Genomic DNA, 21,934 nt, shown 5'->3' on the forward strand with positions numbered 1-21,934 from the left:
GGTCACCCCTGTGATGATGCGATTTGTCCGGCGGCTAACCTCGGCCTAGCCGACCGCGCGTCGCAGAGCGCCGTCGAACACACACGGGGGGACGCGCCGCGATGCAGGTCGGACAGATCGTGCTCCTGCTTCTGGCGGCGCTGGCCGCGGGATGGGTCGACGCCGTCGTGGGCGGGGGCGGGCTGCTTCAGCTTCCTGTGCTGATCCTCGCGGGCCTGTCGCCGGTGCAGGCGCTGGCCACCAACAAGTCCGCGGCCATCTTCGGCACGGCGTCCGCCGCGGTGACGTACGTGCGGGGGACGAAGCTGGACCGGGCCGTGGCCGTACCGGCGGGTGTTCTCGCGGTGGTGTTCGCCGGGCTGGGAGCGGCGTCGGCGGCGCTGCTGGACGCCTCGATGCTCAAGCCGCTGGTGATGGTCGTGCTGCTGGTGGTCGCGGCGTTCGTGACGTTCCGCCCTGCTTTCGGGAGGTTGCCGCACCCGCACCTGCGGACGAGGACCCGCGTCGTGACCGCCGTCGGGATCGCCGGCGTCGCGATCGCGTTCTACGACGGCATCCTCGGCCCGGGAACGGGGACGTTCCTGCTCATCGCGTTCACCTCCCTGCTGGGGATGGACTTCGTGCACGCTTCCGCGACGGCGAAGGTGATCAACACGGGGACGAACCTCGGCGCGCTGATCGTGTTCGGCGCCCAGGGGCACGTGATGTGGGCGCTCGGCCTGGGCATGGCCGTGTGCAACATCGCCGGCGCGCAGTTGGGTGTGCGGATGGCGTTGCGCCGCGGTGCGGGGTTCGTGCGGATCGTCCTGCTGTGCGTGGTGACGGTGCTGGTTCTGAAGCTCGGCTACGAGACGTTCGCCTGAGCGGGCGCGGCGGAGGTCGTTCCGCCGGTGCGCACCGGCCGTACGGCGGGAGCGGCGAGGGCGACGAGGAGCGTCAGCAAGGCGGGGACGAACAGGGCTCTCGGCAGTGTGACGAGCTCCGCGAGGGCGCCGATGATCACCGGGCCGGCGAGAAACCCCGTGTAGCCGAGGCTCGCCACCGTCGCCAGCGCACGCCCGGACTGGGCCGGATCGCGGTGCCCGGCGGCAGAGAAGACCTGCGGGATGACGCACGACAGCCCCGCGCCGAACAGCGCGAACCCGATAACCCCGGCGACCGGCGTGCCGATCACGAGGTTGACCGCGAGGCCCACGGCGCCGAGCAGGCCGCACCCGCGCACCAGGGCCACCGGGCCCAGGCGGGCGGCGAGCCGGTCGCCGGCGAAGCGCCCGGCGGTCATCATGATCGAGAAGGCGGCGAAGGCGGCGGCCGCGAAGCCGGGGGAGGAGCCGAGGTCGTCGTGGAGGTAGACCGAACTCCAGTCGGCTGAGGCTCCCTCGCCGATGAGACCGCAGAAGGCGAGCACACCGAGGAAGAACGCGCCTTGCGGCAGTCGGCGGCGGGGCGCGGCGGTCCGGCGATCGGAGGCGGCCTCCTGAGGGGCGGCCTCTTCGGAGGTGACCTCTTGTGGGGTGGCCTCTTGCTGGATGGCCGCGGCCGCGGCCGACTGCGGCTCCCGGGGGTCGGGGGTGTCGCGCAGGGCCCAGCGGGCGGACAGCACGGCGACGACCAGGATGATCGCCCCGGCCACCGCGAACGTGGCGGTCGGGCCGGCCTCGGCGTGGGCGAACAGCCCGCCCAACGCCGCCCCGGCGAAGCCTCCGACACTGAACACGGCGTGGAACGCCGACATGATCGGCCGGCCGTACGCGCGTTCGACCGTGACGGCGTTGGCGTTCATCGAGACGTCGAGCGTGCCGTTGACCACGCCGAACAGGAACAGGGTCAGGGCGAGCACCGGCAGATCGGGCGCGAGGGCGGGGAGCACCAGGACGGCCCCCTGGGCGATGGCCGCCGGGATCATGACGCGGTCGCTGCCGTACCTGTCGACGAGACGGCCGATGATCAGCATTCCGGTGATGGCGCCCGCCGCGACGCCGAGCAGGGCCAGGCTCAGGCGGCCGTCCGAGAGGGCGAGGTCCTCCTTGATGGCGGGGATGCGGGCCGTCCAGGTGCCGATGGCCGTCCCGGCGAGCAGGAACAGCCCGAAGACGGCGAGGCGGGCGCGTCGCAGGGACGGCCGGGCGGTGGCGAGTAGCGCCATGTGGCAGGGCTCCAACGGTGAGAATGCCAGATCACAAAGGACGTTCGGCCAGGTGAGAGGTGACGCGGCCGAATCCACGCATGATCACGATGCGAGAACGCGCAGGTGGAAGGGGGTTTTCCCGAATCCGTGCATGATCACGGCGGGGGGAGGGGCAGGTGGGAGGGGGCGCGGGCGAAGGTGTGCATGATCACGCGGGGGATTGACGCGTGCGCATGATCACGGCGGGGGAGGTGCGGGGGGATCATGCGGAGGGGATGCGGACGGTCACGCCGGCGGCGGTCAGGGCGTCGTGCTGCTCGCGGGGGATGCCGTCGTCGGTGACGACCACATCCAGTTTGTCGAGCGTGCAGACCGAGCCGAACGCGGTGCGGGAGAACTTCCCCGAGTCGCACGCCACCACGACCCGGCGGGCGGCCGCGATCGCGGCCTGTTTGATCGCGACCTCCGGCAGGTCGTGGGCGGTCAGCCCATGCTCGGCGGACAGCCCGCAACAGCCGATGACCGCGGTGTCGAAACGCAACGCCCTGATGGAGGCCTCGGTCAGCGGGCCCACGAAGTTCATCTCGCTGTGCCGTACCTCGCCGCCGGGAAGGACGAGGCGGATCCGCGGGGCGCCGGCGAGTTCCTGTGTCGCCTGGAGGGCGAGCGGGAGCACGGTGAGCCGCCGGTCGTGGATCGCCCTGGCGACCTCCAGGACGGTCGTGCCGCCGTCGAGCAGGACCGCCTCGCCGTCGGCGAGCAGGCCCGCGACCTCGGCGCCGATCCGCTGCTTGGCGTCGACGGCCTCGCGTTCGCGGACGCCGAAGGGGGGTTCCTCGCCGCGCAGGAGCAGGCTGAGAGCGCCTCCGCGCACCCGCCGCACCACACCCTGCTGGGCCAGTTCGTCGAGGTCGCGGCGGATGGTCATCTCCGAGACGCCGTGCAATGCGGCGAGCTCGGTCACCGAGACGCTGTCGGAGGTCCGCAGCTCGTTCATGATGGCGCGGATCCTGTCGGCACCTTCCATGCGTTCATTTGAACATTGTCGATGTGCGAACGCAAATAAATCTACATTGTAAAGGTGGCAGACTGGAGCGCATGCGCGCGAGCCGACTGCTCTCCCTCCTGCTGCTCCTCCAGACCCGCGGCAGGATGACCGCGCCCGAGTTGGCCGCGGAACTCGAGGTCTCGGTCCGCACGGTCTACCGCGACGTGGAGGCCCTGTCGTCGGCAGGCGTGCCGGTGTACGCCGATCGCGGCCCGCTGGGGGGATACCAGTTGCTCGACGGGTACCGCACTCGGCTGAACGGGCTGACGGCCGACGAGGCCTCGGCCCTGTTCCTCGCGGGCCTTCCCGGCCCCGCCGCCGAACTCGGGCGGGCCGACGTCGCCGCGACGGCCGAGCTGAAGCTTCTCGCCGCGCTCCCGCCCGAGCCCCGTTCGCACGCGGCCCGGATGCGCGAGCGGTTCCATCTCGACGTGCCCGGGTGGTATCGGGGCAACGACGACGTGCCGTTCCTCATGGACGTCGCGGAGGCGGTGTGGGAGGACCGCGTCGTCCGGCTGCGCTACCGCCGATGGGGGCCGGCCGAGGTGGAGCGGGTGGTCCATCCCTACGGACTCATCCTCAAGGGCGGCTCGTGGTATCTCGCGGCGTCCTGCGACGGAACCGTGCGCACATACCGGGTCAGCCGCATCATCGCGGCCGAGGCCCTGGACGAGACGTTCACGCGGGCGCCGGACTTCGACCTCGCGGACTTCTGGCGCGAGTTCGCCGCGGAGTTCGCCGTGCGGATGTACACCGCCAAGGCGGTCATCCGCCTCGCACCCGGGATGCAGGACCTGCTGCGCTACACCATGGGCGCCGACGTGAGCGACAAGGCGCTGGCCGACGGGGTGACCGGCGCGGACGGGTGGATCCGCATCACCCTGCCGATCGAGTCGGTCAACCACGCGGCGTGGCAACTGCTGCGGCTGGGCTCCTCCGTGGAAGTCCTGGAGCCGGCCGAGGTGCGCGATCGGATAGCGAGGACGGTGGCCGAGTTGTCCGTCATGTACGGCGACGCCCCCGATGAGGAATGACACTGACGATCAGCAGGGTTCCGGCGCGGGTGAATGATGTTGATCGTCCGCCCCGGCCCCGGAACGATGGGCACATGCATCTGACTGCTTCACCGCCCGCGGCGCCACCTCCTCTCGCCGCCCTGACGCCGGTCCCACCGTACGGGCGGGTCGCTCGATGACGGTCTGGCACGAACGTGGGGGAGCGGGCGATCCGGTCGTGCTGCTGCATTCCAGCGTCGCCGACTCGGGCATGTGGGACGCGCAGTGGGAGCCGCTGACCGCCTGCTTCGACGTGGTGCGGATGGACTTCCGGGGCCACGGGCGCACGCCGTACGCGTCGGAGGGGCCCTACTCCGACGCCGGCGACGTGGCCTCGCTGCTCGCGGCACTGGACCTTCGCAGCGTGGCGCTCGTCGGATCGTCGTACGGCGGGCGGGTGGCGCTCGAACTCGCCACCGAGCATCCCGATCTGGTGTCGCAGCTGGCGCTGCTGAACGCCGGGTGCGGGCTGCCCCCAACGCCGGACCTGACCGAGTTCGACGCCGAGGAGGAGCGCCTGATCGACGCCGGCGACCTGGACGGAGCGGTGGCCCTCAACGTGCGTACCTGGCTCGGCCCGTCGGCCGACGACGCCACCCGGACGCGTCTCGCGGCGATGCAGCGGCATGCGTTCGAGATGCAACTGGCCGCCGTCTCCGAGCCTGACAAGCGCCGCGCCCCGATCGACCTGGCCGTCATCGGCGCGCCCACCCTGGTGGTCACCGGCGCACATGACCTGCCGTACTTCAGGGAGAGCGGCCGGCACATGGCGGACACCATGCCGCTCGCGGCGCTCTTCGAGTTCGACTGGGCCGGTCACCTGCCCAGTCTGGAACGCCCCGACGAGGTGACCTCGCTCCTGCTGAGCTTCCTACCTTGTTGATCTACATTGTAAAGGCGCCGGGTTGGGCGCGGTGAGCTCACCGCGCCCAACCCCAAAACCCCGCCTGCCCCCAACCTCGCCTGGACGAACCGGCCTTCCTGGGCGCCGGTCAGCGGTTGACCCCGGACATCTGCGTCGCGTTGTACCGGGGGCCGGACACCTGGGCGGCCAGCGATTCGAGGGCCTCGACGTCGCCGGAGCCGAGCTCGATCCCGGCGGCCGCGGCGTTCTCCTCGAGACGGCCGACATGCTTGGTGCCCGGGATCGGCACGACGTCCTCGCCCTGGGCGATCACCCAGGCGAGTGCGACCTGGGCGGGCGTGGCGCCGATACCCGACGCCACCTCGCCGATCTTCGCCGCGAGGGCGTGGTTGGCGGCGAAGTTGTCACCCTGCCAGCGCGGGTGCGTGTGACGGACGTCGCCGTCCGCGAGATCGCCGGGCTTGCTGAAGGCGCCGGCCAGGAAGCCGCGGCCGAGGGGGCTGTAGGCCACCAGGCCGACGCCGAGCTCGCGCAGCGTCGGCAGGAGTTCGTCTTCGATGTCCCGGGTGAACAGCGAATACTCGTACTGGCCCGCGGTGATCGGGTGGACCGCGTGGGCTCGCCGCACGGTCGCGGGAGCGGCCTCCGAGATGCCCAGATGACGGACCTTGCCCGCCTCGACCAGCTCCTTGAGCGCTCCCCAGGTGTCCTCGATCGGGACGTCCGGGTCGATCCTGTGCTGGTAGTAGAGGTCGATGTGGTCCACGCCGAGCCGTTCCAGGGAGGCGTCGCAGGACTTGCGCACGTAGTCGGGGCGGCCGTTGTGCCCCAGCCGGGTGCCATCGGGCAGCCGCTCGATGCCGAACTTGGTGGCGAGCACCACCTCGTCGCGGCGGCCGGCGACGGCCTTGCCGACGAGGCGCTCGTTGGTGAAGGGCCCGTACGCGTCGGACGTGTCGAGAAAGGTGATCCCCAGGTCGAGCGCACGGTGGATCGTGGCGGTCGACTCGGTGTCGTCTCCGGGACCGTAGAAGTCGCTCATGCCCATGCAGCCGAGTCCGAGCGCGGACGTGCGCAGGCCCTGGCCGAGTGTGCGCTGCTTCATTGCTCCCCCATCATCGGGTTGTGCGTGGTGTCGTGAACGCCGTTCGCGTGGCGCTGTCGCGATCTACGGACCAAGTCTTCTCCTCCGGGGGCGCCCTGGGGTAAGCGCCCCCCTTGATCGGGGCCGAGAGGATCTCCACGAGGTCTGTGGACGGCTGAGCCGGTCACGCGGCGGGACGGCTCGATCAGCCGTCGCCGGCCTCTGCGATCGGGAGGCCTCCGCGACCGCGTCGGGGCCGAAGGGTCGCCGATGGAAACTGTCGGTGGCGGACGGCACTATGGCGGCATGGCTTCATGGCAGGAGATCGAGAAGGAGATCCCCGAGCTGGCCGCGCGCGTGCTGGCGCTCATGGGGAGACGCAAGCACAAGACGATGGCCACACTCCGCAAGGACGGCTCGCCGCGGATCAGCGGGACCGAGGTGGAGTTCAAGGACGGCGAGGTGTGGCTGGGCTCGATGACCGGCGCGGTGAAGGCGCTCGACCTTCGGCGGGATCCACGCGTGGCGATCCACGGCATGTCCGACGACCCGGACGAGTCCGATCCGACCGCGTGGGACGGCGACGCGAAGCTCGCGGGCACGGCGGTGGAGATCACCGACCCGGCGGCGCGCGAGCGGTTCGGCGCTTCGCCCGAGATGGACTCCCACCTGTTCCGGGTGGACGTCACCGAGGTCGTCCTGACGAAGGTCGACCCGGCGGGGGAGCACCTCGTGATCGAGATGTGGCACGAGGGGCAAGGCGTCCGGGTGGTCCGCCGCAAGTGACCGGCACGTTGATAGCCACATCGGCCGGTGGGGTGCACGACGTCGCGGGTCCAGGTGGCGGTCACAGCGGCGGTCACAGCGGCGGTCACGGGGGCTGCCTTGGCGGCGGTCGTGACGCCCGGGGCGGCGGGCATCGGCGTGGGCGTCCTCAATGGACCCTCAGTGGACCCTCAGTGGACGCTGAAGCCTCCGTCGACGCGGATTTCCTGACCGGTGACATACGCGGAGGCGTCACCGGCCAGGAAGACCGCGGCTCCGGCGAAGTCGGCGGGGACGGCGTTGCGACCGGTCATCGAGCGGGCGGCGAGCGCCTCCACGCGTCCGGGCACGGCCTGGGCCGGCTCGGTCAGGGGAGTGAGCACGAACCCGGGGATGATCGTGTTGCTCGTGACACCTGATGCCGACCACGCCTCGGCCTGGGAGCGCGTCAGCCCGCAGATGCCCGCCTTGGAGGCTCCGTAGGCGCCGCTGTCGCCGAAGGCGCTGATCGACTGCTGCGAGCCGACGTTGATGATCCGTCCCCAGCCGCGCTCGGCCATGCGTGGGCCGAAGTGCCCACCGAGGAGGAACGGCGCGGTGAGGTTCACCGCGATGGTGTGGTCGTAGTCGTCGACGGTGAGCTCGGCCATGGGCCGCCGGATGTTGTTGGCGGCGTCATTGACGAGGATGTCGATGTCGCCGAAGAAGCGGGGCGCCTGCTCGCACACCCGGGCGACGGCCGTGCGGTCGCCGAGGTCGGCGCTGATCGCGGCCGCGCGCACGCCGTGCCCCTCGAGGCGACTGACGGCTTTGGCGAGTTCCTCCTCGCGCCGGGCGACGATGACCACGGCGGCGCCGGCCCGGCCGAGTGCCTCGGCTATCGTGTGGCCGATGCCGGAGCTGCCTCCGGTTACCAGGGCGACGCGGTCGGTGAGGGAGAACAGCGACTCAAGGTATGCCGACATGTCGTGGAAAGCTATCAGCGCTGATCACTGTCAGTGCGAGGGGGAGTGGTCTTCCGCCGCCATGTCCCGCATGGCCTGCTGTATCTTCCGCATGACGGTCTCCATCGTCCGCAGCGTCTCGGTGTCGAGATGCTCGAGGAGGCGGCGGTAGCCGGTGGTCCCGGCGTCGACGATCTCGGCGGTCAGCCGCTTGCCCGCGTCGGTGAGCTCGACCCGGCGGATGCGGCGGTCGTTCGGATCCTCCCGGCGGCCGGCCAGGCCCTGGGCGACGATGCGGTCCACGATCCCGGTCACGGTTCCGAGGCCGACGTGCAGATGGCGGGCCAGCTCCTGCCCGGAGGTCGAACCGTGGAAGGACAGGAACATCACGACCTTGAGCTGCTGCATGGTCAGGTTGGAGGCCATGATGGGCAGGGATCGGTCGCGGGCGAAGAACCGGCCGAGCCCTCGTTGCAGCTCGGCGAGCCGGGCGATGATCTCGTCCCGGTCACCGGCCTGATCCTGGTCGGGCCCCTGAGTGTCGACGTCGGCTGCTGCGTCGCCGGGCCGCCCTGTTCGACAGTCGCTCACGTTCACCTCTCGCCTGGAGAGGTTACCAGAAGTTAATGCCATGCTAAATGTTCGTGCCAAGCGAAGTGTTATCGTTGGCCAAAACACTTTGATGTCTTACCTAGATAACCCGGTTAAGGAGCTTGCCAGATGACCTCGCTGGCCAGGCTGAGTCTTGCCAATCGCAGTCTGGTGATCATGATTGCGGTTGTCCTCGGCCTCTTTGGCGCCTTCGCGATCCCCTCGCTGAAGCAACAGCTTTTCCCCTCGCTGGAGTTCCCGGCGGCCTTCACGGTCGCGAGTTACCCCGGCGCCTCGCCTGAGATCGTCGAGGAACAGGTCACCAAGCCGATCGAGAGTGGCTTCCAGGGCCTGCCCGGCGTGACGGAGATCACCTCCACCTCGAAGGAGGGGGTGGCCCAGATCCAGGTGGCCTACGAGTTCGGCACCGACATCGACGACGTCGTCGGCAAGATGCAGCAGGCTCTGACCCGGGTCAGGCCGCAGCTTCCGGAGAACGTGGACCCGCAGGTGGTCGCCGGCAGCACCGACGACATCCCCGTCATGGCCATCGCGGTCGACGACGCCGGCGACAAGCACGGCACGTTCGAGAAGCTCGAGCGGGTCATGGTGCCCAAGCTGCAGTCGATCACCGGCGTCCGTGAGGTGACCGTGAGCGGCGCAGGCGAGAAGCAGGTCGTGGTCACCCCCGACCAGCGCAAGCTCGCGCTCCTCGGCCTGTCCGCCGCCTCGATCCCCGACCTGCTGCGGGCGAACGGCGTGCTGATCCCCGCCGGCAGTCTCACCGAGGCCGGCAAGTCCCTCACCGTGCAGACGGGCGACCGGATCCAGAGCGTCGACGACCTCAAGAACCTCTACCTCACCCCCGCCGCGCCGCCCGCCGGAGCCGGCAGGGCCGGAGGACAGGGAGGCCAGGCCGTACAGGGCGCGGGAGCGCGGGCCGGGCAGCCCGGTCTGCCGGGTGGTGTCGCCTCGCTGCGGCTCCGGCCGGTCAAGCTGGGCGACGTCACGACCATTGAGATCAAGGACGCCCCCGCGACGACGCTGACCCGCACGAACGGCAAGTCGAGCCTCGGTGTGTCGGTCACGATGACGCCGGACGGCAACGCCGTGCAGATCTCCCATGACGTGCGTGACGCGCTGCCGGCGCTGACGCGCTCGCTCGGCGACGTCTCCCAGTTGACGGTCGTGTTCGACCAGGCTCCCTACGTCGAGCGTTCGATCGAGGACCTGACGACCGAGGGCCTGCTCGGGCTGGTCTTCGCCGTGCTGATCATTCTGGTGTTCCTGCTGTCGGTCCGGTCGACGCTGGTGACGGCCGTGTCGATCCCGCTGTCGGTGGTCATCGCCCTGATCGCGTTGTGGATCGGGGACTACTCGCTCAACCTGCTCACACTGGGCGCGCTGACCATCGCCATCGGCCGCGTGGTCGACGACTCCATCGTCGTGCTGGAGAACATCAAACGACATCTGGCGTACGGCGAGCCGAAACGCCAGGCCATCCTCGGGGCCGTACGTGAGGTGTCGGGGGCGGTGACCGCGTCCACACTGACGACGGTGGCGGTGTTCCTGCCGATCGCGTTCGTCGGCGGCCTGGTCGGCCAGCTGTTCAGCCCGTTCGCGATCACCGTGACGGTGGCCCTGCTCGCGTCGCTGCTGGTCGCGCTCACCGTGATCCCGGTCCTGGCGTACTGGTTCCTCAAGACGCCGAAATTCACGCCGCAGGAGGCCGAGGCGGCACGGGAGGACGCGGAGCGCAGGGAACTGCGCAGCCCGCTGCAGCGCATGTACCTGCCGGTGTTGCGGTTCGCCACCAAGCGGCGGCTCGTCACGCTCCTGATCGGGCTGGTCATCTTCATCGGCACGATGGGGCTCGTCCCCAACCTGAAGACCAACTTCCTCGACTCCTCGGGCAACGACACCACCCAGGTCAGCCAGCGGATGCCCGTCGGCACCGACCTCGCGACCACCGACGCCGCGGCGAAGAAGGTCGAGGGCGTCCTGTCGTCGGTCAAGGGAATCGCGTCGTACCAGGTGACGGTCGGCGGCGGCAACCAGTTCCTCGCGGGTGTGGGCGGGGGCGCCGACCGCGCGTCCTTCTCCCTCACGCTGTCCGACGGGGTCGACACCCCGACGGTGGAGCAGACGCTCCGCGACCGGCTGAAGCAGGTGTCCGGCATCGGCGACATCACGGTCGGCGGGGGAGGCGGCGGCGGGTTCAACTCGAACCAGGTCCAGGTCATCCTGCAGGGTTCCGACCCCGCGGAGCTGAAGACGGCCGCCACCACGGTGCGTGACGCGATGGCCGGGGTCGGCGGGCTGCGTGACGTGGCCTCCAACCTGGAAGACAGCGCGCAGCGCGTCGAGGTCCACGTGGACAGGGAGAAGGCCGCGGCCAAGGGGCTGACCGAGGCCGGGATCGGCCAGATCGTCGCGCAGTCCTTCCGCGGGGCGCCGATCGGATCGCTCGACATCGACGAGCGGTCGAGCGACGTCGTGCTGCGTGTGGGTGACGCACCCGACGACCTGAACGCGATCAAGGACATTCAGCTGCCCACGCCCACCGGGCTGGTCAAGCTGAGCCAGGTCGCCGACGTGGTCAAGACCGACGGGCCGACGCAGATCAGCCGTCAGGACGGCGATCGGACGGCGACGGTCTCCGGCGCGGCCGACGCCTCCGACCTCGGGGCGATCACCTCGAAGGTGACCGACAAGCTGAAGACGCTCACGCTGCCCGCCGGGGTGACCTACGAGATGGGCGGAGCGAGCTCCGACCAGCAGGAGGCGTTCTCCAGCCTCGGCATCGCGATGTTGCTGGCGATCGCGATCGTCTTCATGATCATGGTCGCGACGTTCCGTAGCCTCGTGCAGCCGCTGATCCTGCTCGTGTCGATCCCGTTCGCGGCGACCGGCGCGATCGGGCTGCTGCTGGCCACCGACACGGCGCTGGGCGTCCCCGCGCTGATCGGCATGCTCATGCTGATCGGCATCGTGGTCACCAACGCCATCGTGCTCATCGACCTGATCAACCAGTACCGAGCCAAGGGGCTGGGCATCGTGGAGGCGGTCATCGAGGGCGGCAGGCGCCGGCTGCGCCCCATCCTCATGACGGCCATCGCGACGATCTGCGCGCTGACCCCGATGGCGCTGGGTGTGACCGGGTCGGGCGGGTTCATCTCCCAGCCGCTCGCGATCGTCGTGATCGGCGGACTGATCTCCTCGACGCTGCTCACGCTGGTGCTCGTGCCCACCCTCTACACGATGGTCGAGCGGACCAAGGAGCGCATGCGCCGTACGCCCAAGGAGCCGTCGGGCGACGGCGACCTCAAGGTGTACGAGAAGGAGGCACTCACCCCGGCCCAGTGAGACACCCCCGGCAGGCGGGCCAGAGCGGCCCGCCTGCCGCCAGAGCGGCCGGGGACGGCCGCTCTGGCGGGGCGGCAGCGCAAGAGGGTGGGTGGCCTCAATAGACTGACCCAACGTGAGTGCCAAGCCGCGAATCCCGAATGTCCTGGCCGCCCGCTACGCGTCAGCGGAGCTGGCCCGCCTGTGGTCCCCCGAGCACAAGGTCGTGCTGGAGCGCAGGCTCTGGCTGGCCGTGCTGAAGGCGCAGAGCGACCTCGGGATCGACGTGCCGCCGGGCGTGGTCGCCGACTACGAGAAGGTCGTCGACCAGGTCGACCTCGGATCCATCGCCGAGCGTGAGCGGGTCACCCGCCACGACGTGAAGGCCCGCATCGAGGAGTTCAACGCCCTGGCTGGGCACGAACACGTCCACAAGGGCATGACCTCGCGCGACCTGACCGAGAACGTCGAGCAACTCCAGGTCCGCGACAGCCTGCTGCTCGTCCGGGGGCGTGTCGTGGCGCTGCTCGCCCGCCTCGGACGGCTGGCCGCCGAGCACTCCCCGACGGTGCTGGCCGGCCGCTCCCACAACGTCGCCGCGCAGGCCACCACGCTCGGGAAACGCTTCGCGACCACGGCCGACGAACTGCTCGCCGCCTTCGAACGCCTCGAGAACCTGCTGGACCGCTACCCGCTGCGCGGCATCAAGGGCCCGGTCGGCACCGCGCAGGACATGCTCGACCTCCTCGGATCCGGTGACCGCCTCACCGAACTGGAGGACCGGGTCGCCGCGCACCTTGGGTTCGCCCGCCGCTTCACGAGCGTGGGTCAGGTCTACCCGCGCTCCCTCGACTACGACGTGCTCACCACGCTGGTGCAACTGGCCGCCGCGCCGTCGTCGCTGGCCAAGACCATCCGCCTGATGGCCGGGCACGAGCTCGTCACCGAGGGATTCAAGGAGGGCCAGGTCGGGTCCTCGGCGATGCCCCACAAGATGAACACCCGCTCGTGTGAACGCGTCAACGGCCTCACCGTCATCCTGCGTGGGTACGCGTCCATGGCGGGAGAACTGGCGGGGGACCAGTGGAACGAGGGCGACGTGTCGTGCTCGGTCGTGCGCAGGGTCGCCCTGCCCGACGCGTTCTTCGCCTTCGACGGACTCGTGGAGACCATGCTCACCGTCCTCGACGAGTTCGGCGCGTTCCCCGCCGTCATCGAGGCCGAGCTGGACCGCTACCTTCCCTTCCTCGCCACGACCAAGATGCTCATGGCCGCGGTCCGCGCCGGGATGGGGCGCGAGACCGCACACGAGCTGATCAAGGAGCACGCGGTGGCGTCCGCGCTCGCCATGCGCTCCGAGGGCAAGGCCAACGAACTGCTGGACCGGCTGGCCGCCGACACCCGGTTCCCGCTCGGCAGGGCCGAGCTCGACGCGCTGCTCGCCGACCGGATCTCCTTCACCGGTGCCGCGCCCGACCAGGTCACCCAGATCGTCGAACGCGTCGGGAGGATCACCGCCGCCCACCCCGCGGCCGCCGCCTACACGCCCGGCGCGATCCTTTGAGGGAGCTCACCCGCACGGCGGAGGTCGTGGACGCCTCCGCCGACGACGACCTCATCGTGTGGGCGGCCCAGGACATGAAGCCCGGCGTGCGGGCCTGGGCCGCCGGTGACGCGGTGGCCGTGGCCAGCCCGCAGGCGTCCCGCCGCGACCGGCTGGCCGTCCGCGGGAGCACCGCCTACGCCACCCGGCTGGTACGGCACGCCCTGGCCGAGATGGGCCCGGAGTTCCGCCCGTTCGGCGATGTCCAGCTCGTCCGCGAACTGTCGGAGACCATCGACGAGCTGGCGCTCCTGGGCCGCTTCTCCTGGATGGCGACCACCTCGCCGCCACCCGCCCCGGCTCTGCCCGCCGCCGGTGACCGGGACGTCGCCTGGCTGCCTCCGGACGAGGAGCCGGATGTGACCGATCTCCTCAAGACCGCCAACCCCGACTCCTACGCCGTGCCGGGCATCCCCGGGGTCCGCCGATGGGCCGGCATCCGAGACACGACCGGCGAACTGCTCGCCGTCGCCGCCGACGCCTGGTCGGCGCCCACGGTCGGGCTGCTCGCCGGCGTCGCGACAGCCGTACAGGCCAGAGGGCGCGGGCTGGGGGAGCGGACCTGCCGGTTCGTCACCGAGGCGCTGCTGGCCGAGCACGACCGGGCGGCGCTGATGGTGGACGACGAGAACCCCGCCGCGATCGGCGTCTACGAGCGCCTGGGCTTCGCCCGCCGCTTCGTCGCGGCCGCCGCCGTCGACGGCCACCTCGCCTGACCCGGACCCGCCGTACGCCATGGGGGAGCGGGGGAGACCCTTCCGAGTGCGCGGACGACGTCCGGCAGCCGGGTCAGTGACGTGATCGTCGCGATCTCCGCGGGCGCGGCCGCGGGCGTGCTGCCGTAACGGTCGAGCCAGACCCCGTGCATGCCCACCCGGGTCGGGCCGACCGCGTCGAGCAGGAGGTTGTCACCGACGAGCACGACCTCCTGCGGCCGCAGCCCCAGCTTGGCCGAGGCCCGCAGGTAGCACTCCGCCGACGGCTTGAAGTGCCCACCGAGAGAGTCGGGCGTCAGGACCGGGTCGAGGCGGTCCATCAGCCCGATACGGCGCAGCTTGGCCTCCTGCTGCACGGGCACCCCGTTGGTGAGCACCCCGAGAGTCAGGCCGGCACCCGCGAGAACGTCGATCACCTCGGCCGCGTCCGGAAACGCGGACCACGCGGCCTCGTAGTGCACGAGGAAGTCCGCGTAGGCCGCGTCCGGGTCCTCCGCCGGCACCGGGAACCCCAGCCGGCCGCAGAACTCCCGCACCCTCCTGCGCCGCTGCTCGGCGAACGAGCACTCGCCCGCATGCCACGCGGGGAGATGCCTGTTCTCCAGATCCAGCCACAACGCGGGCGTCTCCATCAGCAGCGGATGCCCGGGGGAGACCGACTCCGTCCAGCTCGTCGCGGCGTACGCGACGGCCCGACGGTGGTCGAAAAGGGTCTCGTCAAGGTCGAACAGAATGGCCCTGATCACCAGGCCATCGTGACCAGCCGGTGTTTCACCCGGATTTCCTGCGGATGAAGGCCCGTGACCGCACCGGTCAACTCAGGTCAACTCGGGCCGGGGGCCGGTTGGGACGGTCAGGAACGGCGCTCGGCGTTCGCGTGGAGAGCGTCCCGGACGTACACCGCCAGCCCCTCCGCCACCTGCTCGTAGTTAGCGGCGAACCGGGGATCGGCGACGAACATGTCGCCCAGCCCCTTGTGCATCTCCGGCGAGCAGTCGTAGAACCACCGGCCGAGGTGCTCACGATGCCGCTCGGCCACGTCCATCGCACGCACGTCGTCAGCCGGGACGCCCGCCTCGAACGCCGCGGCGAAGTCCCGCACCACCTCGCCGGCCTCCTCCTTGATCCTCAGCCAGTCCTCCTTCGTGTACGCGGCCGTCCGGCGGCGGCTCTGCTCGAACGCGTCCGTGCCGCCCCACCGCTCCTCTGCCTCCTGCGCGTGCTCGTCCGGATCGAAGTCGCCGAACACCTCGAACCGCTCCTGCGGGGTCAGCGAGATCCCCATCGTCTGTGCCTCCATCGCCTTGTCCACCGCCGCCACCATCTCCTGGAGCCTGCCGATCCGCCGCCGCAGCAACTCGTGCTGACGCCGCAGGTGCGTCATCGGGTCGACGCCCGGCTCGTCCAGGATGGTGGCGATCTCCTCCAGGGAGAACCCGAGCTCGCGGTAGAACAGGATCCGCTGCAACCGGTCGAGATCCGGCTCGGTGTACCGCCGGTACCCCGCGCGGGTCCGCTCACCCGGCGACAGCAGTCCGATCTCGTCGTAATGATGCAGCGTCCGGACCGTCACTCCGGCGAGCGCGGCGACCTGGCCGACCGAATAGCCCATGGGTTCACCCCCTTTCAGGATCCAGCGTGTGGCCTGACGTTACGGGAGGGTCAACTCGTCATCTTCGCCGGTGGGTCAGCGTGCGCGCCAGAACGCCCCGTTCGCGGATGGATCGTCGGGATCGCCCTGCGGAACCGTGAACCCCGCGCCCCACGTCGTCGCCGTCCCCGGTATCCGGGCGATGGACGACAACACGGCGTCCGTCCCCGGCTTGCGCGGCAGCGGCGTGCTCTTCCACCCCGACCCGGTGACATGCCACAACGTGGCGTTCCACGCACCCTGCACGATCCAGACCCCGCCCCGGCCGTCGGGCGTCACCTGGGTGTACGGCTGGCCGCCGATCTTCCCCACGGACGTCGTCCACTTCGTGCCGTTCCAGTGCATGACAAGCGTACGGCTGAACGTGACGTCGTCACCCTCTTCGTTCGCGCCCTCCCAGCTGATGCCGCCGACCGCCCAGACGTTCTTGGGTCCCATCACCAGGATGTCCCGGAAGCCCACCTCCGCGTCAGGTGAAGGCAGCGCCACCGGGGGAAGGGGGACGGGTTTCCACGAGGAGCCCCCTCTCCACCGCATGATCGCCGGTTGCGACCCGTTCAGGCCTGCGGCCCAGACGTCGCGCGCCTTGTAGATGTCGATCGCGCTCGCCTGACCGGGGAGTGCGAAGCTCCGCCAGGACTTGCCGTTCCAGTGCCGGGCAGAGGACGTCTGGGCCCCGACGGCCCAGACGTCCTTCACGTTCAGAGCGTCGGCGTCGGCGGTCGAGAACCGCTTGCCCAGCGACCGGGTGGTCCAGGACTTCCCGTTCCACCGGGCCGCCTTGCCCTGCCCGAACACCCACACGCTCTTGGGTGAACTCGCGGCTATGGCCGTCAGGTCGACCGCCGGCACGCCGGGCAGCAGGGTCCACTTCTTGCCGTCGAAGCGCTCGACGACGCCCTTCGCCTTCCCGTTCACCACCCGGTGACCCGCAGCCCAGACCGAGCCGTTCTTCAGCGTGGCCACGTCGTTGAGCACGTCGTCCTTCGGCAGGGTGTTGACCTTGACCAGCTTCCACACCGGCGGGGCCTGGCCGGCCGCTCCCGTACCTCCCGCCCCGGCAGGCGGAGCGACGACCACCACCCCGGTCAGCCCGACAACCGCCGCTCCCGCCACCAGCACATACCGCATGGGCCCTCCCTGTTTACAGGTTGGACGCCAACTAGAGGGGATTCGTTCGGGACAGGTTGGGGTCCCCGTAGTACTCGCCGAAAATCGGGCGGATATGGCTGGGTAGGCTTCTGAGCGGGGAATCTGTGGGTCTGGCGGTAGGTCGTTCTTGTCGACGCAGGTGTTCGCGGACGAGGAGCTGGAGCGCTCTTCCCGCGCACCGGGCCGCTGCTGACCCGCTCAACACTGACCTGATCGCCGAGCACTACGACGACCTGCTCCGGCTGGCCGGTTCGCTAAAGTTCGGGCACGCCACCGGCTCGCTACTGGTCGGCAAGCTGTCCGCGGCCGGCAGGCAGAACGCGCTCGCCGCAGCGCTCAAGGAGTACGGGGCATTGCGGCGCACCATCTACGCCGCCCGGTACCTCGCCGACCCGGCCTACCGGCGCAAGATCTCCCGGCAGCTGAACAGGGCGAGTCGCTGCGCGCGCTCAAGCGAGACCTGCTCTACGCCCACGAGGGCGCCATCCGAGCGCGGCAGCTCGAAGCTCAGACCGAGCAGGCGTGGTGCCTGACGCTGGCCACCAACGCCGTGGTCGCCTGGACCACCGAGTAGTACGGCCTCGCGGTCGAGTCGATGCGCAGGGCGGGACGCCGCATCGACGACGAGGTCCTGGCCCACATCTCCCCGGCGCATAGCGAGAACATCAACTTCTTCGGCGCAAACGAGGTCGACATCGAAGGTGAACTCGCCCAGCTCGGTCCCACCGGCTATCGGCCGCTGCTCGTCCGCGACACGCTCGGATCTTGCCGGGCACGTGCGGCCGCTGGTTGCCGAGCGAGATGCCCAGCGTCGGGAACTGGTTGGCGATCTCCAGCGCGGTGAGGGGGCCTGGCTGGCGCTATAGCTGTGTGATCAGGCGTTCGGGGACCCAGATCGCTCACACTCCTGCTCGCACAGCGAGCGCGTCGAGCGCTACCGCAACGCCTCTGCGAAAGTAGACAGCCTCTGTTGCAGGTGGCCGTGGAAGGCCTTCCCGTCCGGGCAGACGGCAGCAGCGGCCGGGGAGAGCTGGCCATGGGTGCGCCGCTGCCCGTACGAGGGTGAAGTCGAGATCCGGTGGGTAGTGCTCGAGCCCAGCCGAGTACGCCGAGCCGAGTCCGGAACGCGAGGACTACCTGCGGACGCAGATCGCGCACCGATTAGGTTTCCGCGCCGTGCCCGTCTGTACGTGTGAGATCGACTCACGAGAGGCTGGCACGATGCGGAAACTGATCTTCGGCATGAACCTGAGCCTGGACGGCTACATCGCCGCGCCCGGCGACGACCTCGGCTGGAGCGTACCGAGCGACGAGCTGTTCCGGTGGTGGTCCGACCGGGTGGGGGCGACCGGCCTGGCGCTGTACGGGCGCAAACTGTGGGAGACGATGAGCTCCCACTGGCCGACCGCCGACCAGCAGCCTGGCGCTACCCCGGCGGAGATCGAGTACGCCCGCCGCTGGCGGGACATGCCGAAGGTGGTGTTCTCCTCGACGACCAGCACGGTCGACTGGAACACCCGCCTGGTCACCGGCGACGCGGTCGCCGAGATCACCCGGCTCAAGGCCGAAGACGGCGGCCCGATGGACATCGGCGGCGCCACACTTGCCGCAGCGGCCATGCGGGCCGGGCTGATCGACGAGTACGTGCTGGTCACCCACCCGGTCCTGGTGGGCGGCGGCACGCCGTTCTTTACGGCCCTGGACAGCTGGGTGAACCTGAATCTGGTCGAGACGCGGACGTTTCCCGGCGGCGTGGTGCTGACCCGATACGAGACGAGGCGATGAGGACGGGCCAGATGCTCGGCTCGTGAAGCCAGGTCCTGGGCTCGTGAGGCCAGGTCGAAATCCTTCCTGGCGTGCTCACCGTGACCCTCGGCTATGAGGGAACCTTTCCCGGGCCCTTCCTTGCGTTCCGAGTGAGCTGTTGACCGACTTGCTGGAGATGAGGGCGACGGCATCGTTGATTGTGACGATGTTGTTCGGGCATGAAGATGCCCCGCCGGCAACGCCGGCGGGGCGGTGGTGTTCGCGTTGTCGCGTTGGTGTTCAGCTGGTCGGGGTGCTCATTCCACGGTGACTTCGGTGACGGCGGCCCGTGCGCTGGACTCGTCGACGATGGGGCTTTTGTCTGATGACAGTGTCGGGGGCAGGCCCAGCCATGGTTTGTCGGTGGCGTCGAATCCGGTGAGCTCGGCGATCTTCCTGTCGACGATGTGCAGGACCGCGATGGCAAATAGCCGGTACGCCGGGTCGTCGGGGGTGCGGAGGTACAGCACGGCGGCAGGCATGCGGTTGACCGTCGTGGTGATACAGCGCCAGTCGTCGTGGCCGCGCTGGAAGAGCCCACCGGAGACCCAGCCGTCCACCGCGTCCTTGGCCGTGATGACCGAGGTTCCCGACTCGGGCAGCATCGCGAAGCGCAGGTCGTCGCGCAGCAGGGACATCAGCCCGTCCAGGTCGTTGCGCTCATGGGCGTCGATATACGACTTCACCACGCCCCGCTCGTCATTCGACAGCTCGTGGGTGGCGGGGCTCCGCCAGTCGAGGCGGCGGTCGGGCAGCTGCTCGCGCATCGTCACACGCGCCCGCTGCAGTGCGCTGGTCACCGATGCGACGGTCAGCTCGAGGGCGTCGGCGGCCTTCGTCGCCGGCCAGCCGAGGACGTCGCGCAGGATGAACACCGCCCGCTGCCGCGGCGGCAGGTGCTGGACGGCGACGATGAACGCCAGCTCGATCGTCTCCCGCGCCACCACCGATTCCTGCGGGTCCTCGGGGAGCATCCGGTCGGGGTAGGGCTGCAGGTACAGCACCTCGGAGCCGGGGTCCGGCAGCTCGGAGGGTACGGGTGTGCGGTCGTTGCGCTTCTCCAGGAAGTCGAGGCAGGCGTTCGTCGCGATTCGGTACAGCCAGGTCCGCAGGGCCGCGTGGCCCTTGAACGACTCCCGCTTATTCCACGCGCGCAGGAACGTCTCCTGCGTCAGGTCCTGGGCATCCTCGTAGTTCGCGAGCATCCGGTAGCAGTGCACCTGCAGCTCACGCCGGTGGCGCTCCGTGATGAGTGCGAACCGCGCCGTGTCGCCTGAGCGGACCGCCGCGAGGAACGTGGCCTCGTCGGCGCCCAGCGGTCTGCTGTCGGTCATGGTCATCAATCCTTCCACCGGTGCGAGGGCTAACAGAACTGACGACGTGGCGGAGGATTTCTGATCGGTGAAGCCGCTGACACCGGGCCGTTCGCCAGGCCGGATGGGTCGGGGTCGATCCAGGGAACGTGCTCCGGGTCGGGCACACCCTCGATGTCGAGGTGGGGCCGGCGCGGCTAAGCGTTGTTTCTCGGCGCCTGCTACTTAGGGGCCGCGTCGGCGCGCCTCCGACCGCGATGCCAAACCAGACGCCGCCTCGGCGAGGTCAGTCACCCGCGGCCTCGCCGAGGTCGGACAGGACGCCTAACCGACGGTTCAGACCAGCGGTGGCCCGGTCACCGACGGCTGGAATCTGCACGACCTGCGCCACTCCCGACTCACCCACGCCGGCGAGGACGGCGCCACCGAAGCCGACCTGATGAACCTCTCCGGCCACGAAGACCGCCGCACCCTCCAGCGCTACCTCAAGCCCAGCAAAGAAGGCACCCAGCGCCGACTCGACGGCATCGAGGCCCAGCGCGGTACCTGGACACTCAGCGCCGACGAACTCGTAGACCGCATGACCACCCGGTGATCGTGCCGCCTGCCCGGTCGGATCATCGCTGGTCAGCGCCATATCCGTCCGATTTTCGGCGAGTACTACGGGGACCCCAGGTTCATCCGTGCGGCGGTGATGGGGTGTCCCCGTCACGGAGCAGCGGGTGGGAGCGCATCGCGACCTCCAGCTCTCCGGGAAGCTCGTCCCGGTACCGGCCGAGTGTGGACAGGTCGCTGTGCCCGAGAACCCGGCGCACCGCGTCCATGTCCGTGCCGTCCGCTAAGAGATGCGTCGCCGTCGTGTGGCGTAAGCCGTGCGGGGTGACGCTGCGCCGCCGCCCCGGCTCGACCCGCTGCTGCATGCGGTCGATCACCGCCTGCACGTCGCCCCGTGCGAGCCGCCGGCCGCGCCAGGACAACAGCAGAGCCTTGTCCCGCTCGGCCGCCCGGACCACCAGATACGCGTCGAACACCGCGGCGACGTCACGGGGGAGCGGCACATCCCTGGTCTTCCCGCCCTTGCCGAAGATCCGCCAGTAACGCACCCCGTCGTTGGTGTAGAAGTCCTCCACATTTGCCCTGACTAGCTCGGACACTCTCGGCCCCAGCGTCGCGAGCAGCAGGACGATCAAGGCGTCACGGATGTCGGTCCGCTGGTCCCTTCGCCGGGCGGGCTCGGCGGCGGGGGAGCGGGCCGCGCCGATCAGGCCCTCCGCCTGCTCCTTGGTCAGGGCCCGGCGCTCGGCCCGCAGCCCGCCACGCTCCCGCGCCGTGACCGATGCCGTCGCCATCGGGTTCAGCTGCACCCAGCCCACCGACGCGGCGTGCTTGAACAACGCGGAGACCGATCGCCGGAAGCGGGCCTGCGACGCCGCGCTCTGCACACCCTCATCCTTGCGGGGGGCGTCCGCCCTGCGCCGCTCGTCGGGTTTCCTCGCGAACGCCAGGAGCACCTCGTCGACGTCCTCACCCGTCAGGTCGTCGAGCACCCGGCCCGGGCCTGCCAGCCGTACGAACGTGGTGACGTCGCGCGCGTAGACCTCGGCGGTGGCGGGGGAGAGCGCCCCGGTCACGGTCTTGGCCCGCACCAGATCCACGTAACGATCGGCGGCCTCCTCCACGGTCAGGCGGTTCACCTGTGCGGGCAGCATGATCGAAACCGTACCGGTGCCCACCGACATTCACAGATCGAAGAGCCGGCGACCACCGTGATCATGCACACCTTCGGGAATGTGCGGCCTGAGCTGCACCGACTCGTTCCGTGATCATGCACGGATTCGGCCGCACCTGCCGTGACGTGCGTCTTTGCC

The 21,934-nt window shown here is 69.9% G+C and carries 20 protein-coding genes and 1 pseudogene; 9 read left to right on the plus strand and 12 right to left on the minus strand.

Features of this window, described 5'->3' with window-relative positions:
* Nucleotides 1–101 precede the first annotated feature (101 nt).
* Nucleotides 102–863, plus strand: a complete 762-nt coding sequence (locus Pmi06nite_RS30685; RefSeq protein WP_203956639.1) for a sulfite exporter TauE/SafE family protein — start codon at nucleotides 102–104, stop codon at nucleotides 861–863.
* Here the strand turns inward: Pmi06nite_RS30685 and Pmi06nite_RS30690 are convergent.
* Both Pmi06nite_RS30690 and Pmi06nite_RS30695 read right to left on the minus strand, forming a co-directional pair.
* A complete protein-coding gene (locus Pmi06nite_RS30690; protein ID WP_203956640.1) occupies nucleotides 845–2,146 on the minus strand; it encodes an MFS transporter in 1,302 nt (433 codons plus the stop codon). The genes Pmi06nite_RS30685 and Pmi06nite_RS30690 overlap by 19 nt on opposite strands.
* Nucleotides 2,147–2,390: 244 nt before the next feature.
* Nucleotides 2,391–3,155: a DeoR/GlpR family DNA-binding transcription regulator gene (locus tag Pmi06nite_RS30695; protein ID WP_275409618.1), complete on the minus strand. Its 765-nt coding sequence runs from the start codon at nucleotides 3,153–3,155 to the stop codon at nucleotides 2,391–2,393.
* 71 nt (nucleotides 3,156–3,226) lie between these two features.
* Here Pmi06nite_RS30695 and Pmi06nite_RS30700 point away from each other — a divergent pair, with 71 nt between their 5' ends.
* Both Pmi06nite_RS30700 and Pmi06nite_RS30705 read left to right on the plus strand, forming a co-directional pair.
* A complete protein-coding gene (locus tag Pmi06nite_RS30700; protein ID WP_203956642.1) occupies nucleotides 3,227–4,210 on the plus strand; it encodes a helix-turn-helix transcriptional regulator in 984 nt (327 codons plus the stop codon).
* A gap of 157 nt (nucleotides 4,211–4,367) precedes the next feature.
* On the plus strand, nucleotides 4,368–5,114 hold the full coding sequence (locus Pmi06nite_RS30705) for an alpha/beta fold hydrolase (RefSeq protein ID WP_203956643.1): 747 nt from the start codon (nucleotides 4,368–4,370) through the stop codon (nucleotides 5,112–5,114).
* A gap of 109 nt (nucleotides 5,115–5,223) precedes the next feature.
* On the opposite strand, the gene Pmi06nite_RS30710 is transcribed toward Pmi06nite_RS30705, so the two are convergent.
* Complete coding sequence (locus Pmi06nite_RS30710; RefSeq protein ID WP_203956644.1) at nucleotides 5,224–6,201, minus strand: aldo/keto reductase; 978 nt, start codon at nucleotides 6,199–6,201, stop codon at nucleotides 5,224–5,226.
* A 285-nt stretch (nucleotides 6,202–6,486) separates the two neighbouring features.
* Here Pmi06nite_RS30710 and Pmi06nite_RS30715 point away from each other — a divergent pair, with 285 nt between their 5' ends.
* Complete coding sequence (locus Pmi06nite_RS30715) at nucleotides 6,487–6,966, plus strand: pyridoxamine 5'-phosphate oxidase family protein (RefSeq protein ID WP_203956645.1); 480 nt, start codon at nucleotides 6,487–6,489, stop codon at nucleotides 6,964–6,966.
* A gap of 170 nt (nucleotides 6,967–7,136) precedes the next feature.
* Here the strand turns inward: Pmi06nite_RS30715 and Pmi06nite_RS30720 are convergent, their stop codons facing one another.
* Both Pmi06nite_RS30720 and Pmi06nite_RS30725 read right to left on the minus strand, forming a co-directional pair.
* On the minus strand, nucleotides 7,137–7,910 hold the full coding sequence (locus tag Pmi06nite_RS30720; protein WP_203956646.1) for an SDR family NAD(P)-dependent oxidoreductase: 774 nt from the start codon (nucleotides 7,908–7,910) through the stop codon (nucleotides 7,137–7,139).
* Between the two features lie 30 nt (nucleotides 7,911–7,940).
* Entirely contained in the window at nucleotides 7,941–8,480 is a 540-nt protein-coding gene (locus Pmi06nite_RS30725) for a MarR family winged helix-turn-helix transcriptional regulator (RefSeq protein ID WP_239114311.1), read from the minus strand.
* Nucleotides 8,481–8,609: 129 nt separating this feature from the next.
* Between Pmi06nite_RS30725 and Pmi06nite_RS30730 the strand changes: the two genes are divergently transcribed.
* The 3 genes from Pmi06nite_RS30730 (at nucleotide 8,610) to Pmi06nite_RS30740 (ending at nucleotide 14,144) form a co-directional block, all read left to right on the plus strand.
* A complete protein-coding gene (locus tag Pmi06nite_RS30730; RefSeq protein WP_203956648.1) occupies nucleotides 8,610–11,846 on the plus strand; it encodes an efflux RND transporter permease subunit in 3,237 nt (1,078 codons plus the stop codon).
* Nucleotides 11,847–11,961: 115 nt separating this feature from the next.
* On the plus strand, nucleotides 11,962–13,389 hold the full coding sequence (gene purB / locus Pmi06nite_RS30735; RefSeq protein ID WP_203956649.1) for an adenylosuccinate lyase: 1,428 nt from the start codon (nucleotides 11,962–11,964) through the stop codon (nucleotides 13,387–13,389).
* A complete protein-coding gene (locus tag Pmi06nite_RS30740) occupies nucleotides 13,386–14,144 on the plus strand; it encodes a GNAT family N-acetyltransferase (RefSeq protein ID WP_203956650.1) in 759 nt (252 codons plus the stop codon). Before purB ends, Pmi06nite_RS30740 begins: the two co-directional genes overlap by 4 nt.
* Here Pmi06nite_RS30740 and Pmi06nite_RS30745 read toward each other — a convergent pair.
* The 3 genes from Pmi06nite_RS30745 to Pmi06nite_RS30755 all read right to left on the minus strand — a co-directional run bounded on the left by Pmi06nite_RS30745 (nucleotide 14,078) and on the right by Pmi06nite_RS30755 (nucleotide 16,926).
* A complete protein-coding gene (locus Pmi06nite_RS30745; protein WP_203956651.1) occupies nucleotides 14,078–14,890 on the minus strand; it encodes an HAD family hydrolase in 813 nt (270 codons plus the stop codon). The two genes, Pmi06nite_RS30740 and Pmi06nite_RS30745, sit on opposite strands and share 67 nt — an antisense overlap.
* A gap of 107 nt (nucleotides 14,891–14,997) precedes the next feature.
* A complete protein-coding gene (locus Pmi06nite_RS30750) occupies nucleotides 14,998–15,756 on the minus strand; it encodes a MerR family transcriptional regulator (RefSeq protein ID WP_203956652.1) in 759 nt (252 codons plus the stop codon).
* A 75-nt stretch (nucleotides 15,757–15,831) separates the two neighbouring features.
* On the minus strand, nucleotides 15,832–16,926 hold the full coding sequence (locus Pmi06nite_RS30755) for a hypothetical protein (RefSeq protein ID WP_203956653.1): 1,095 nt from the start codon (nucleotides 16,924–16,926) through the stop codon (nucleotides 15,832–15,834).
* Between the two features lie 125 nt (nucleotides 16,927–17,051).
* Here Pmi06nite_RS30755 and Pmi06nite_RS30760 point away from each other — a divergent pair.
* Nucleotides 17,052–17,521 (plus strand): annotated as a pseudogene (locus tag Pmi06nite_RS30760) (Tn3 family transposase).
* Here Pmi06nite_RS30760 and Pmi06nite_RS42165 read toward each other — a convergent pair.
* Nucleotides 17,455–17,643, minus strand: coding sequence for a hypothetical protein (locus Pmi06nite_RS42165; protein WP_239114313.1), 189 nt, complete (start codon nucleotides 17,641–17,643; stop codon nucleotides 17,455–17,457). The pseudogene Pmi06nite_RS30760 and the gene Pmi06nite_RS42165 overlap by 67 nt on opposite strands.
* Before the next feature lie 525 nt (nucleotides 17,644–18,168).
* Between Pmi06nite_RS42165 and Pmi06nite_RS30770 the strand changes: the two genes are divergently transcribed.
* Nucleotides 18,169–18,732: a dihydrofolate reductase family protein gene (locus Pmi06nite_RS30770; protein ID WP_203956656.1), complete on the plus strand. Its 564-nt coding sequence runs from the start codon at nucleotides 18,169–18,171 to the stop codon at nucleotides 18,730–18,732.
* Between the two features lie 278 nt (nucleotides 18,733–19,010).
* On the opposite strand, the gene Pmi06nite_RS30775 is transcribed toward Pmi06nite_RS30770, so the two are convergent.
* The 3 genes from Pmi06nite_RS30775 to Pmi06nite_RS30785 all read right to left on the minus strand — a co-directional run bounded on the left by Pmi06nite_RS30775 (nucleotide 19,011) and on the right by Pmi06nite_RS30785 (nucleotide 21,775).
* Nucleotides 19,011–20,087, minus strand: coding sequence for an RNA polymerase subunit sigma-70 (locus Pmi06nite_RS30775; protein WP_203956657.1), 1,077 nt, complete (start codon nucleotides 20,085–20,087; stop codon nucleotides 19,011–19,013).
* Nucleotides 20,088–20,352: 265 nt separating this feature from the next.
* Nucleotides 20,353–20,703, minus strand: a complete 351-nt coding sequence (locus Pmi06nite_RS30780) for a hypothetical protein (protein WP_203956658.1) — start codon at nucleotides 20,701–20,703, stop codon at nucleotides 20,353–20,355.
* A 40-nt stretch (nucleotides 20,704–20,743) separates the two neighbouring features.
* On the minus strand, nucleotides 20,744–21,775 hold the full coding sequence (locus tag Pmi06nite_RS30785) for a tyrosine-type recombinase/integrase (RefSeq protein ID WP_203956659.1): 1,032 nt from the start codon (nucleotides 21,773–21,775) through the stop codon (nucleotides 20,744–20,746).
* Nucleotides 21,776–21,934: the final 159 nt, after the last annotated feature.

Origin of the sequence: Planotetraspora mira (genome assembly GCF_016863275.1) — a bacterium.
In the GTDB taxonomy this organism is placed as follows: Bacteria; Actinomycetota; Actinomycetes; order Streptosporangiales; family Streptosporangiaceae; genus Planotetraspora; species Planotetraspora mira.